Origin of the sequence: Klebsiella sp. 18074 (assembly GCF_902705905.1) — a bacterium.
In the GTDB taxonomy this organism is placed as follows: domain Bacteria; phylum Pseudomonadota; class Gammaproteobacteria; order Enterobacterales; family Enterobacteriaceae; genus Klebsiella; species Klebsiella terrigena.
The window spans coordinates 76354-89433 of sequence record NZ_CACSIS010000001.1 but is presented as its reverse complement, the minus strand read 5'-3'; the positions used below and the strand labels follow the sequence as shown (position 1 = coordinate 89433).

Annotated in this window: 12 protein-coding genes; 9 read left to right on the top strand and 3 right to left on the bottom strand. The window is 58.0% G+C overall.

Annotated features, from left to right (window positions below; genetic code table 11):
* Positions 1-5: 5 nt before the first annotated feature.
* On the bottom strand, positions 6-1199 hold the full coding sequence (gene kbl, locus GVK32_RS00440; RefSeq protein ID WP_123709574.1) for a glycine C-acetyltransferase: 1194 nt from the start codon (positions 1197-1199) through the stop codon (positions 6-8).
* Between the two features lie 213 nt (positions 1200-1412).
* Here kbl and rfaD point away from each other — a divergent pair, with 213 nt between their 5' ends.
* The 5 genes from rfaD to GVK32_RS00415 all read left to right on the top strand — a co-directional run bounded on the left by rfaD (position 1413) and on the right by GVK32_RS00415 (position 6550).
* Complete coding sequence (gene rfaD, locus GVK32_RS00435) at positions 1413-2378, top strand: ADP-glyceromanno-heptose 6-epimerase (protein ID WP_041143210.1); 966 nt, start codon at positions 1413-1415, stop codon at positions 2376-2378.
* A gap of 83 nt (positions 2379-2461) precedes the next feature.
* On the top strand, positions 2462-3520 hold the full coding sequence (gene rfaF, locus GVK32_RS00430; RefSeq protein ID WP_115191678.1) for an ADP-heptose--LPS heptosyltransferase RfaF: 1059 nt from the start codon (positions 2462-2464) through the stop codon (positions 3518-3520).
* A gap of 3 nt (positions 3521-3523) precedes the next feature.
* Entirely contained in the window at positions 3524-4495 is a 972-nt protein-coding gene (gene rfaC, locus GVK32_RS00425) for a lipopolysaccharide heptosyltransferase RfaC (RefSeq protein ID WP_159864062.1), read from the top strand.
* Positions 4495-5403, top strand: a complete 909-nt coding sequence (locus tag GVK32_RS00420) for a sugar glycosyltransferase (RefSeq protein ID WP_159864060.1) — start codon at positions 4495-4497, stop codon at positions 5401-5403. Before rfaC ends, GVK32_RS00420 begins: the two co-directional genes overlap by 1 nt.
* On the top strand, positions 5381-6550 hold the full coding sequence (locus GVK32_RS00415) for an O-antigen ligase (protein ID WP_200842814.1): 1170 nt from the start codon (positions 5381-5383) through the stop codon (positions 6548-6550). The genes GVK32_RS00420 and GVK32_RS00415 overlap by 23 nt, the downstream gene beginning before the upstream one ends.
* A gap of 26 nt (positions 6551-6576) precedes the next feature.
* On the opposite strand, the gene GVK32_RS00410 is transcribed toward GVK32_RS00415, so the two are convergent.
* A complete protein-coding gene (locus tag GVK32_RS00410) occupies positions 6577-7659 on the bottom strand; it encodes a glycosyltransferase family 9 protein (RefSeq protein WP_159864058.1) in 1083 nt (360 codons plus the stop codon).
* Between the two features lie 21 nt (positions 7660-7680).
* The gene (locus tag GVK32_RS00405) at positions 7681-8643 is read right to left on the bottom strand and encodes a polysaccharide deacetylase family protein (RefSeq protein WP_159864055.1); all 963 of its coding nucleotides are present in this window, start codon (positions 8641-8643) and stop codon (positions 7681-7683) included.
* A gap of 111 nt (positions 8644-8754) precedes the next feature.
* On the opposite strand from GVK32_RS00405, the gene rfaQ reads away from it, so the two are divergent.
* From rfaQ to GVK32_RS00385, 4 genes are read left to right on the top strand one after another with little or no spacing between them, the layout of a single operon-like run.
* On the top strand, positions 8755-9831 hold the full coding sequence (gene rfaQ, locus GVK32_RS00400) for a putative lipopolysaccharide heptosyltransferase III (RefSeq protein ID WP_159864052.1): 1077 nt from the start codon (positions 8755-8757) through the stop codon (positions 9829-9831).
* Entirely contained in the window at positions 9828-10955 is a 1128-nt protein-coding gene (locus tag GVK32_RS00395) for a glycosyltransferase family 4 protein (protein WP_159864049.1), read from the top strand. The genes rfaQ and GVK32_RS00395 overlap by 4 nt, the downstream gene beginning before the upstream one ends.
* A 2-nt stretch (positions 10956-10957) precedes the next feature.
* Positions 10958-12052 (top strand): glycosyltransferase, encoded by a 1095-nt coding sequence (locus tag GVK32_RS00390; RefSeq protein ID WP_159864046.1) that lies wholly within the window; start codon positions 10958-10960, stop codon positions 12050-12052.
* Between the two features lie 30 nt (positions 12053-12082).
* A complete protein-coding gene (locus tag GVK32_RS00385) occupies positions 12083-13072 on the top strand; it encodes a glycosyltransferase (RefSeq protein WP_159864043.1) in 990 nt (329 codons plus the stop codon).
* Positions 13073-13080: the final 8 nt, after the last annotated feature.

Genomic DNA, 13080 nt, shown 5'->3' with positions numbered 1-13080 from the left:
CACCCTCAGGCAATGACGCCCAGTTGTTTGCCGATGCGGGTAAAGGCTTCCACCGCACGTTCAATTTGTTCAGGGGTATGCGCCGCAGACATCTGGGTGCGAATACGCGCCTGGCCTTTTGGTACCACCGGATAGAAGAATCCGGTGACGTAAATACCTTCTTTCTGCAGCTCGCGGGCAAAATTCTGCGCCACGGTCGCTTCGCCGAGCATCACCGGAATGATGGCGTGATCGGCGCCCGCCAGGGTAAAGCCCGCGGCGGTCATTTTTTCGCGGAACAGGCGCGCGTTGGACCACAGGCGGTCGCGCAGTTCGCCGCCGGATTCCACCATCTCCAGCACTTTGATAGAGGCGGCAACGATCGCCGGGGCCAGCGAGTTGGAGAACAGATACGGGCGCGAGCGCTGGCGCAGCCACTCGACCACCTCTTTGCGCGCCGCGGTATAGCCGCCGGATGCGCCGCCCAGCGCCTTACCGAGGGTACCGGTAATGATATCCACCCGGCCCATCACCTCGCAGTACTCGTGGGAGCCGCGGCCGTTTTCGCCGACAAAGCCGACGGCGTGGGAGTCGTCGACCATAACCAGCGCGTCGTATTTATCCGCGAGGTCGCAGACGCCTTTCAGGTTGGCAATCACGCCGTCCATGGAGAACACGCCGTCGGTGGCGATCAGCACATGCCGCGCGCCGGCCTCACGCGCCTCTTTCAGCCGCGCTTCCAGCTCCTGCATATCGTTGTTGGCGTAGCGGAAGCGCTTCGCTTTACACAGGCGCACGCCGTCGATGATCGACGCGTGGTTCAGGGCATCGGAGATAATGGCGTCTTCCGCGCCCAGCAGGGTTTCGAACAGGCCGCCATTGGCGTCAAAGCAGGAGGAGTAGAGAATCGCATCTTCCATGCCGAGGAACCCGGCCAGCTTCTTCTCAAGCGCTTTATGGCTGTCCTGGGTCCCGCAAATAAAGCGCACGGAGGCCATGCCGAAGCCGTGACTGTCCATACCGGCTTTCGCCGCGGCAATCAGCTCCGGGTGGTTGGCAAGGCCGAGATAATTATTGGCGCAGAAGTTAATCACGCTGTTGCCGCCGACGGTGATATCCGCCTGCTGCGCCGATGTGATAATGCGTTCTTCTTTAAACAACCCCTCCGCGCGAGCGGTATCCAGGCTATTGGTTAACTGTTGATAAAAATCACCACGCATTGCAACTCTCCAGATTCGGCAAAATTTGGCACATATTACCCAAAGCTATACGCTGATACGAGATGATGCATGCCTGAATGAATTATTTGCAGCATAAATCACGCTCGCCCAGCACCTTTTTTGCGAAGGGCTGAAGCCTGTCTCATGTGGTGATATGATAGAAGCATTCATGTCCGGATTATCTCTGGACTCCATACTTCAAAGGTTACTGTTATGATCATCGTTACCGGCGGCGCAGGGTTTATCGGCAGCAATATCGTCAAGGCCCTGAATGACAAAGGCATTACCGACATTTTGGTCGTAGATAATCTGAAAGATGGCACCAAGTTTGTGAACCTGGTTGACCTGAACATCGCTGATTACATGGACAAAGAAGACTTCCTGATCCAGGTTATGGCGGGCGAAGAGTTCGGCGACGAAATTGAAGCGGTGTTCCATGAAGGCGCCTGCTCCTCTACCACGGAGTGGGACGGCAAGTACATGATGGACAACAACTATCAGTACTCCAAAGAGCTGCTTCACTACTGCCTGGAGCGCGAGATCCCGTTCCTGTACGCCTCTTCCGCAGCCACCTACGGCGGCCGTACCAGCAACTTTATCGAATCCCGCGAATACGAGCAGCCGCTCAACGTCTACGGCTACTCCAAGTTCCTGTTTGACGAATACGTACGCCAGATCCTGCCGGAAGTTGACTCTCAGATCGTCGGCTTCCGCTATTTCAACGTCTACGGGCCGCGCGAAGGCCATAAAGGCAGCATGGCAAGCGTGGCGTTCCACCTCAATACCCAGCTGAATAATGGCGAAAGTCCGAAACTGTTCGAAGGCAGCGATAGCTTCAAGCGCGACTTCGTCTACGTCGGCGACGTGGCTGCGGTCAACCTGTGGTTCTGGGAAAACGGCGCGTCCGGTATTTTCAATCTCGGCACCGGCCGGGCAGAGTCCTTCCAGGCGGTAGCCGATGCCACCCTCGCGTACCACCAGAAGGGCAGCATCGAATACATCCCGTTCCCGGACAAGCTGAAGGGCCGCTACCAGGCATTTACCCAGGCAGACCTCACGAACCTGCGCGCGGCGGGTTATGACAAACCGTTCAAGACCGTCGCCGAAGGCGTAACGGAATATATGGCCTGGCTCAACCGCGACAGCGATACAAATTCACAAAATCATTCGGGCAGCTAAGTGAATCTCCGGGAGCTGACAAAAGTCAGTGACCGGAGTGAACGCAGGTAGTCAACGCAGAGACCGTTTGAAGGATAAAGTGAATGAAAATACTGGTGATTGGCCCGTCATGGGTGGGCGACATGATGATGTCGCAAAGCCTCTACCGCACGCTCAAGGCGCGCTATCCCCAGGCAATCATCGACGTGATGGCGCCCGCGTGGTGCCGTCCGCTGCTGTCACGGATGCCGGAAGTCAACGAGGCGATTCCCATGCCGCTCGGCCACGGCGCGCTGGAGATCGGCGAACGGCGCAAGCTTGGGCAGAGCCTGCGCGAGCGCCGCTACGATCGCGCCTACGTGCTGCCAAACTCGTTTAAATCGGCGCTGGTTCCCTTCTTCGCCAACATCCCGCACCGCACCGGCTGGCGCGGTGAGATGCGCTACGGCCTGCTGAACGACGCCAGAACGCTGGATAAAGACGCGTGGCCGCTGATGGTTGAGCGCTACGTGGCCTTAGCCTACGACAAAGGCGTGATGCGCTGCGCGAAAGATCTGCCGCAGCCGCTGCTCTGGCCGCAGCTGCTGGTGCATGAAGGGGAGAAATCGCAGGTCTGCAACGCCTTCAGTATTTCTGCCCATCGCCCCATTATCGGCTTCTGCCCCGGGGCCGAGTTCGGTCCAGCCAAGCGCTGGCCGCACTACCACTACGCCGAACTGGCCAAACAGCTGATCGATGAAGGCTATCAGGTGCTACTTTTCGGTTCGGCCAAGGACCATGAAGCGGGCAACGATATTCTGGCCGCTCTCAGCACGCAGCAGCAGGCATGGTGCCGTAACCTGGCCGGTGAAACCCAGCTTGAACAGGCGGTGGTGCTGATTGCCGCCTGCACGGCGGTTGTCAGCAACGACTCCGGCCTGATGCACGTTGCCGCCGCGCTCAACCGCCCGCTGGTCGCGCTGTATGGCCCAAGCAGCCCCGACTTTACGCCGCCGCTGTCGCATAAGGCGCGGACGATCCGCCTGATAAGCGGCTACCACAAGGTGCGTAAAGGAGATGCGGCAGAAGGGTATCATCAGAGCCTGATCGATATTACGCCTCAGCGCGTCCTGGAGGAGCTGAATCAGCTGCTGCAGAACGAAGCCGAAAAAGAGGAAGCGTAGCGGATGCGGGTACTGATCGTTAAAACCTCGTCCATGGGCGACGTCCTGCACTCGCTGCCCGCGCTGACCGACGCCGCGCAGTCCTTCCCCGGGATTCGCTTCGACTGGGTGGTCGAGGAGGGCTTTGCCCAGATCCCCTCCTGGCACCAAAGCGTTGACCGCGTTATTCCGGTGGCCATTCGCCGCTGGCGCAAGGCCTGGTTTTCCGCACCGGTTAAGGCCGAGCGTCAGGCCTTCCGCCAGGCGCTGCGGGCAGAGAAGTACGACGCTATCATTGACGCCCAGGGGCTGGTGAAAAGCGCGGCGCTGGTTACCCGACTGGCGCACGGCGTGAAGCACGGCATGGACTGGCAGACGGCCCGCGAGCCGTTGGCAAGCCTGTTCTATAACCGCCGCCACCACATTGCTAAGCAGCAGCACGCCGTTGAGCGCACCCGAGAGCTGTTTGCCAAAAGCCTCGGCTACGCCAGGCCAGAGTCCCAGGGCGATTACGCGATTGCCCGCCACTTTCTGCGTCAGGAAGAGGCCGGTGCCGCACCCTATCTGGTCTTCCTGCACGCCACCACCCGCGATGATAAGCACTGGCCGGAAGAGAACTGGCGGGCGCTTATCGCGCTGCTCGCCGACAGCGGCCTGCGGATTAAGCTGCCGTGGGGCGCCCCGCACGAAGAGGCGCGGGCCAAACGGCTGGCGCAGGGACATGATCTTGTCGAGGTGCTGCCGCGCATGAGCCTGGAGCAGGTCGCCCAGGTGCTGGCCGGCGCCCGCGGCGTGGTCTCCGTCGATACCGGCCTGAGTCATTTAACCGCCGCGCTCGATAAGCCCAACTTTACCCTCTACGGCCCGACCGATCCGGGTCTTATCGGCGGCTATGGGCAAAACCAGTACGTCGTACGCCCGGAAAACGGCAGCGACACGGGGGATATTAGCGCCTCACGGGTTCTGCAGCTGTTGACCTCCCAGGGAGTGGCCTGATGGGCTCCTTGTTTAAGCAAATCTATCGCTACACGCATCCGCGTGCCTTTCGCCATAATGAGAACCTGTGGCCGTGGGCAAAGATAACCCGCGCGCCTGGCGGTGAAATCCGCAGCCTGCAATACAAAGGAAAAACGGTCCCGCTGGTTGATCTCAGCGAGATGAAGGACAGCATGCACGGCGAAGTGCTGCTGACCGCAACCGGCCCCTCAACCCGCAGCATCGATTTTTCGCTGCTGCCGAAAAGCGTTCCGGTCATGGGAGTCAACGGCGCGTGGCACCTCTCTGACAGGATTAAATTTTCTATCTATACCATCGTCGATATGGAGTTTTACGATAGAAAACCGGACATCATCCGCGCCGTCATCAGCCAGCCCGATATCGTGCTCTTTACCACCCTGCACGGTATCGCAAAAATCCTCGACCGCCACGGCGAAGCGCTGCGCTGCCGTTTGGCGTTAATTGAAGATGCCTGTTATAAAATTTATCGCCCTAAAGTCGCGAAAAACCAGGTCCGTCAGGCCTGGCAAGAGGTCGAGGCGATACGCTTTCACCCTCAGCGCGAGGATATTTGCTTTAGTACCGATATCCGGCACGGCATTTTTGATGCCGGAACCGTTGTCTACTGGGCGCTACAAATTCTGATGTGGTTGGGGTTCAAAACGATTCTAATAAGCGGACTGGATATGACTAATTTCAACCAGCCGCGATTCTACGAAACGGATCGGGATAAACTCCCTTCCTGGCTGGAAAATAAGGTGGATGACCTGGTCATGCCGTCCTTTTCGCACGCTGCTAACGTGCTGCAACAAAACCATATCCGGGTCGTCAACTTCTCCTTAGAAAGCGCAGTTCCGGAAACGATTTTCGAAAAGGTTTCTTTTGATGAGTACTTTAAAAATCAGTAACTACGCCAGGCAGGGTTACACCGTTGTCTTTCCTTTGTTTCTGTTTTTCAGCGCAATTTTTTGTATATCGACCCGGACAAACAACCTTCTTCATCTCTCTATTTTGCTATTTCTGCTGTCGCTGCTTAATAAAGACCATCGCCAGCAGCTGGCGGATAAAACGCGCCAGCAGTGGCCGGTTTATGCGCTGCTGCTGATATTCTTCGTCTACTATGCGCTGAGCAACATTTGGGGCCAGACGCCGCAGCATATCGACTCTCCCCTGACCCATGGGACGTATTTACTGTTCTATCTGCTGCTGCTAACGACCCTGCTCGGCTCCCCGCAGACTCGGCGCCTGGCGCTGATGAGCGTGGTTGCCGGTATCACGGTCATTTCCATCTGGACCATGGTCATCGACCATACCCTGGTCCTGACCGAACGCGCGGTGTCACCGGGCAACCCCGGGCCGACCAACGTTATCGACCTCGCAGGCTATTGCGGCGTCGGCATTCTCATCTGCGCCATGCTGCTCAAAGAAAAAGGCAGCCACCTCCTGTACGTGCCGATGGCCATCATGCTGATCATGATGGTTCTGACCCAAAGCCGGGGCCCGATTATCGCCCTGCTGATGGCCTTTTTCTGCACCCTGCACCTGCATGTCTTTACGCGCCGCAACGTGCTGATCGTCGCTGCATTAGCGGTAATTTTAGGCCTGCTTTTCTTCTTCACGCCGGTGGGTGATCTGCTGCTGGCGCGCTTTGAAGAGCTCGGGACGCAGAGCGGGCTGCGCATCAGCATCTGGCGCCACACCCTCGAAGAGGTCTCCAGCCAGCCGTGGTTGGGACGCGGTTTTGACTACGATCTCGACTTTACGAACTACAGCGGGGAGCATATCACCACCACCCATAGCGTCTATCTCGGCTCGCTGCTGAAAGGCGGCATTATTGGCCTGCTGCTGCTGTTTGCGGTCATTGCCGGCGGGTTGTGGCGAGCGTGGAGTAAGCGGCGGGAGGATAGCCGCTACGGGCTGGCGATTTTCGGCTACGCGCTGATTTTTATGGCCTCACAGGGCATGTTTATCGTCAGCAACCCCCGGGAAACCTGGCCCCTGTTCTGGCTGCCGCTGGGCATTGCGCTGAGCAGCAGCCTGAAGGTAAAGCGCTAAAAAAAGGGCCCTGACGGGGCCCTTTTTTACACCTGTCCGGCGGAAGCCACCAGGCTATCTGCCTGCACTTTGATAACGGGCCAGATGGCATCAATCGTCATATCGGCAACGTTAACTTCTTCGCAGACGACCTGTCTGGCCTTGTCGTAGCCCGGCGCCCAGATGGTGTATCCCGGCAGGCCGGTGTCTTTGAGTTTTCGCTTGTTGTAGACCGCCACCATCGGCTTATCGAACGCCTTGGCGATATGGACGATCGCGGTATCCGCGGTGATAACAAGATCGCAGCAGCGAATCACCTCTACTGCTGAATTAATATTGCTATCAGGGAGATACAACGCCGCATCCAGATTCAGCTGGCGAATTTTTTCGCTATGCCCAACCATCACCACGCTCACTTTGTAAGGCAGGGAGTGCAGCCGCTCAATCAGATCCGCGACCTGGTGACGGCAAAAGTCCTTATCGACTGAGGCGGTGAAGGGGTTTATGGCGATACAAATTTCACGGCCCTTTTCCTGCGCCAGTAAATGCTTCACTCTCTGCCGCTCGGCGGCATCGCCGGGGAGATGATAGTGGTAATGTTCATTGACGATGCCAAATAGCCTGGCGACCTCTTTATAGCGGGCAGAAATATGGCGCTGGCTGTCGAAAAAGGCAATGGACTGATCGTAAAGCTTATATTCGTCTTTATTAAAACCGATATTGCAGCGGGCGCCTAAATCCGCGAGTAATTTAAAACGCTCGTAGGTTTTCACGTCATCAAAATCAACCACAACGTCAAACCCTGCCGCGCGTAATTCATTCAACGCCATCCGGGGTTGATATAAATAGACCCGATCCAGGAAGTCTGCGCCGGCCAGCATTTGCCGGCATATCGGCCCGGTAAGCACGGAAACCTGATAGCCATGCTCAGACAGCAGCTTTGCACAGCCGGTGGTCACCACCATATCGCCGACCTTGTCGTCCAGGCGTAAAAATAAAACGCGCTGAATCTGTGCAGGATTAAACGGCTGACGCTCGCGCTTATTTCTGTAACGATAGTTAATTAAATTAAATTTAATTTCGCGAAAGAAAGCGTTTTTCTTCCGCGTCAGCTGTTTAAAAATACCCATACGATCCCTGCTTATGGCTTTTTAGCGCGATGCCTGTTTGTGTTGATAGTACTCCGCCAGGGTCATCCCTTTGACCTGCGGCGCCAGCCAGCTGAAGAAGCTTTCGAGGTCCGCATACAAACGTTCGATATCCTGCTCGTTTTTAAACGTCGGGCTGCCGCCGGGCATGTACTCAGAAGAGTGGAGCATATATTCGACGTAGTCGCTGCCCTGAGTCAACGTTTGTTCGACGACCTTTTTCATCGTCTCAACGTTACCGCCCATCGGCCGCAGCCAGTGAACCGACGGCGAGCGCACCTTGCCGCGCAGGCGGTCATAGCCCTGCTTAATGCCGTTCATCAGGGCGCTGTGTTTGTACTGGATGCTCATCGGCACCTCCAGCAGCGAAGAGTGCCCTTCCCGGCTGATATCGTTCTCGTTGAGGAAGTAAGCGTGCTGCGGGAAGCGGCGATAATCGGTGCCGCCATCACCCTGCGGGGCGCCCTTAGCGGTTTTCCAGTTGACCCGCGGCGTCACCGAACAGTCGACCTGATAGCCATGCTCCACCAGCAGGCGGGCATAGCGCTCGTCAAATGCCCAGCGTCCGGCGCGATGGCTGACCATTTTGGTCTGGAAGGTGTCTTCCAGCAGACGGGTCATATAGTCGACTTTTTCTCGCATCGCCGCATCGCTGTATTCGATAAGATAGGGTTTATGTCGCCAGTCATCGGCGGTCAGCGGGTCGGTCGGCGGGCTGTTCCAGGCATGCAGGTGCATGCCGATTTCGGCGGTGCCGCGGGCAATCACATCTTTAGCGAATTCGATATAGAATGGATCTATCGCCATCTCGTAGTTGGTTAAATAGACCGGTTTAAAACCATATTTTTCGCAAAGCTCCTGAAAACGCGGTAAATAACGCGCATTCTCAGTGGTGATGCTGTCATGTTTTTGCCAGAGGTTATCACCCTCGGTATCAATCGTGATGAGAAATGCGGGATTGTGCACGAAAACGTCCTCAGACCATACGTATCGGGTCATGGTAGAGCAAGACAACGCTTCTCTCAATCTATCTGATCCCCTAGAATCGGAACCCTGATACTGAATGAAGAACAGAGAATGACGCCTGAAACCCGCTCTCCCGGTGCCGTGAACCCGGCGCGCATCCTGGTCATCAAGCTGCGCCATCATGGCGATATGCTGCTGATCACGCCGCTCGTTCACGCCCTCAAACGGCAGTATCCCGCGGCCAGCGTTGATGTGCTGCTTTATGAAGAGACCCGGGATATGCTCGCGGCGAACGCGGATGTTAACCAGATTTACGCGATTGACCGCCGCTGGAAAAAGCAGGGAACCAGCCATCAGCTCAAAATGGAGCTGCGGCTGATCCGCACGCTTCGCCAGCAGCGCTACGACATGGTGCTCAACCTTGCCGATCAGTGGCCGAGCGCCATTATTACCCGCTTAACCGGCGCCGCCACGCGCATCGGCTTTGATTTCCCGAAACGCCGCCATCCGGCCTGGCGCTTCTGTCATACCGCCCTGGCCTCAACCCAGCAGCATCAAAGCCTGCATACGGTGGAGCAGAACCTCTCCATTCTGGCCCCCCTCGGGCTGGCCGTTAACGACGCTCCGGCGCGCATGGGCTACAGCGAACAGGACTGGGAGAGCAGCCGCGCGCTGCTGCCAGCGGGGTTTGAGGGTAACTATATCGTCATTCAACCCACTTCCCGCTGGTTCTTTAAATGCTGGCGGGAAGAGCGGATGAGCGCACTGATTAACGCGCTGTCGGCGGCGGGGCATGCGGTGGTGCTAACGTCGGGGCCCGATGCGAAAGAGAAGCGTATGGTAGAGACCATTATCGCCGGCTGCCCTGACGCCCGCCTGCACTCTCTTGCCGGCCAGCTGACCCTGCGCCAGCTGGCGGCCATCATCGGCCACGCCCGCTTATTTGTCGGCGTTGATTCCGTACCCATGCATATGGCTGCCGCCCTCGGCACGCCGCTGGTGGCGCTGTTCGGCCCGTCAAAGCTGACCTTCTGGAGCCCGTGGCAGGCGAAGGGCGAAGTCATCTGGGCCGGAGATTTTGGCCCTCTGCCCGACCCTGACGACATTGATACCGGTACAGAAGAGCGCTATCTCGATTTAATTCCCGCCGACGTGGTTATTGCGGCGGCTAAAAAGGTGCTGGCATGAGCAAATTCAGGCTCGCCCTGGTGCGGCAGAAATATCGCCCCGACGGCGGCGCGGAGCGTTTCGTTTCCCGCGCGCTTGAGGCCCTCGATAGCAGTAATCTTGAGCTGAACGTCATCACCCGCGAATGGCAGGGGCCGGTAAAGCCCGAGTGGAATATTCGCATCTGCAACCCGCGAAAATGGGGACGCATCAGCCGTGAACGCGGCTTTGCCGACGCCGCGCGCCGGCTGTGGCAGGCCGAAAACTTCGACCTGGTTCAGAGCCATGAGCGCATCCCGGGCTGCGATCTGTATCGCGCCGGCGACGGCGTCCATCGCCGCTGGCTGGAGCAGCGCTCGCGCATCCTGCCCGGCTGGAAAAGCCGCCTGCTGTTTGCCGATCGCTACCACCGCTATGTCATGCGGGCCGAACGCGAGATGTATCACGACCCGCACCTGCGCGGGGTCATCTGCAACGCGGAGATGATTAAACAGGAAATTATTGCAGACTTCGGCCTGCCGGCGGAGAAGATCCGCGTTATCTACAACGCCATTGATAACCAGCGCTTCCTGCCGCCGACGGAAGAAGCCTTTATCACGCTGCGTGACCAATGGAACCTACCGCGCCAGGCAACCTGCCTGATCTACGTGGGCTCAGGGTTTGAACGCAAGGGGCTGGAGGCAGCGATCCGCGCCATCGCCCCCACCGACCGCTACCTGCTGGTGGTGGGCAAGGATAAAGACCAGAGCCGCTATCAGGCGCTGGCTAAAACGCTGAACTGCGGGGAGCGGGTGCGCTTCTTCGGCATGCAGTCAGAAACCCTGCCCTTCTACCAGATGGCCGACGGGCTGCTGCTGCCCACGCTGTACGATCCGTTCCCTAACGTTATCCTTGAAGCCATGGCCTGCGGCCTGCCGGTGATTACCACCACCGGCTGCGGCGGATCGGAGTTTATTACTCAGGGCAGCAACGGTTTCGTTTGCGACGCGCTGGATATTTCAGCGCTGCAGCGGGCGGTAGGCGCGCTCCCCGCCCGCGCCTTAGGTTCAGCGGAAGGTATCCGGGCGCGCGAACGCATTATGACCTGCACCAGCGAGCGGCTATCAGCGCAGCTGCTCTCTTTCTATCAGGACCTGGTAAAATAGCTATGCGCATACTGTTTGTCATCGACGGCCTGCCCGGCGGCGGAGCGGAAAAAGTGGTGCTCACGCTGGCGGAACATTTTTTACGCCAGGGGGAGCGCGTCTCGCTGTTTTCACTGCGCGACGTTTGCGACTACCCGCTGCCGGAAGGGCTGGATTACCGGGTGATTAGCGACCACAGCCGAAAGCCGTGGCGCAAGCTGACCGAGCTGTCGCGCCGCGCGGGCCAGCTTGATGCGGCCATCGCCGAGTCTGAGCAGCAGGGCAATTTCGATCTGGTGCTCTCCAATCTGCATAAAACCGACCGCATCGTCGCCCGCAGCCGCGCGCTCGCGCAGCGTAACGTCTGGTTCTGCCTGCACGGCGTCTTCTCTACCTCGTATCTTGGCCACCGTACCGGCTTCGATCGCTGGATGAAGCAGCAGAAAATCAGGCGCGTCTATCAGGGACGCAACGTGGTGACCGTCTCCGATGCGGTCGGCGAGGATCTGATCAGCCAGTTCGCCATTCGCCCGGCGCAGCTGAAAACAATTTATAATCCGTTCGATATCGCCGCCCTGCGGGCCGGCGCGGAGCTACCGGGCGAGCAGCCTGCCGGGGACTATATTATCCACGTTGGGCGTTTTCACCCCGGCAAGCGCCACGATCGGCTGATTGAGGCCTATGCCCAAAGCGGTATCCGGGTGCCGCTGGTGCTGCTGGGACAGGGCAAGCCGGAGCAGGAACAGCGCCTCCGCCAGCTGGCAGAGCGGCTGCAGGTCGGCGATCGCGTGCTGTTTAAAGGCTTCCATAAAAACCCGCTGCCGTGGATTAAACAGGCGAAGATGCTGGTGCTCAGCTCGGATAGCGAAGGCTTTGGCAACGTTATCGTAGAGGCGCTGCTGCTGAACACGCCGGTTGCCAGCACCCGCTGCCCGGGCGGCGTGACGGAGATCCTTACCGGCGAATTAGCCCGCGGCCTCGCCGATCTCAACGGCCCGGCGCTGGCTCAGACGATGCAAAGCATTTACCATAACCCGCCTGTCATCGAACAATCCGCGCTGGAAAAATTCAGCGTCGATACGATTTGTCAGCAGTACCGTCAGCTGCGCCGCGCCTGACGCCGTTATTTAACCAGGATCGAACGATTTATGAGTCAAACGCCTTTACTGAGCATCGTAGCCGCCGTCTACAACGGCGAAAAATTCCTTGCCCAGTTCTTTGAATGCCTTGAGCAACAGCATCTGGAAAGCTATGAACTGATCCTGGTGAACGACGGCTCGACGGACGGCAGCCTCGCGGTTATCGATGCGTGGAAAGCGCGACTACAAAACGTGAGGGTGCTGGAGCAGGCAAACCAGGGCGTCTCGGTCGCGCGCAACACCGGGCTGGCGGTAGCCAGCGGTAAATACCTGGCCTTCCCGGATATCGACGATAAGCTCTATCCCGACATGTATCGCACGCTGCTGGCGATGGCGGAGCAGGGCAATCTCGATATCGCCACCTGCAACGGCCGCTACGTCTACGAGAGCAAAAATGATATCCACCCGATCCTTCCTCCGGATCGGCTGCCGTCTACCGGCGTGCTGCCGGGCCACGTGTGGCTAAAACAGGCGCTGGATTCGCGTAAGTTCCTGCATGTGACCTGGCTGAACATCTATCGCCGCGAATTTATCATGCAGCATCGTTTTCACTTCGAGCCGGGCCTGCGCCATCAGGATATTCCCTGGACCACCGAGGCGCTGCTGGCGGCCGAGCGCGTGCAGTACACCAGCGAGCAGTTTTACGATTACTATATCCATTCAGAATCGGTATCGCACAAGCCGGATAACGACGACACGCTGATGCGCTCTGCCCGCCACTACATGAAGATTCTGGAGATGCTCGACGCCATTAACCAACGCTATCCGGATAAGGTGCGCCATATTTCCGCCTGCCGCTGGCAGATTGCGAAAGAGGGGCTGGGAATTATTCATACCTTCGATAGCATGAAAGATGAATCAAAAAAGCATATTATCATTAAAGAGTTCTTCGACCGCGGCATCTGGCACCTGATCTGGAAAAATGCCAGAACGTTCCGCTTACGCTGGCGCCTTGGACGGCGCTACCTGCGTATTAAGCGCTATCGCAACGCGGCCTGACGCTGAAT

Excerpts from the sequence above, each read along its gene's own strand:
- kbl (WP_123709574.1), bottom strand. The coding sequence starts at position 1,199 with ATGCGTGGTGATTTTTATCAACAGTTAACCAATAGCCTGGATACCGCT.
- rfaD (WP_041143210.1), top strand. The coding sequence starts at position 1,413 with ATGATCATCGTTACCGGCGGCGCAGGGTTTATCGGCAGCAATATCGTC.
- rfaF (WP_115191678.1), top strand. The coding sequence starts at position 2,462 with ATGAAAATACTGGTGATTGGCCCGTCATGGGTGGGCGACATGATGATG.
- rfaC (WP_159864062.1), top strand. The coding sequence starts at position 3,524 with ATGCGGGTACTGATCGTTAAAACCTCGTCCATGGGCGACGTCCTGCAC.
- GVK32_RS00420 (WP_159864060.1), top strand. The coding sequence starts at position 4,495 with ATGGGCTCCTTGTTTAAGCAAATCTATCGCTACACGCATCCGCGTGCC.
- GVK32_RS00415 (WP_200842814.1), top strand. The coding sequence starts at position 5,381 with ATGAGTACTTTAAAAATCAGTAACTACGCCAGGCAGGGTTACACCGTT.
- GVK32_RS00410 (WP_159864058.1), bottom strand. The coding sequence starts at position 7,659 with ATGGGTATTTTTAAACAGCTGACGCGGAAGAAAAACGCTTTCTTTCGC.
- rfaQ (WP_159864052.1), top strand. The coding sequence starts at position 8,755 with ATGACGCCTGAAACCCGCTCTCCCGGTGCCGTGAACCCGGCGCGCATC.
- GVK32_RS00395 (WP_159864049.1), top strand. The coding sequence starts at position 9,828 with ATGAGCAAATTCAGGCTCGCCCTGGTGCGGCAGAAATATCGCCCCGAC.
- GVK32_RS00390 (WP_159864046.1), top strand. The coding sequence starts at position 10,958 with ATGCGCATACTGTTTGTCATCGACGGCCTGCCCGGCGGCGGAGCGGAA.
- GVK32_RS00385 (WP_159864043.1), top strand. The coding sequence starts at position 12,083 with ATGAGTCAAACGCCTTTACTGAGCATCGTAGCCGCCGTCTACAACGGC.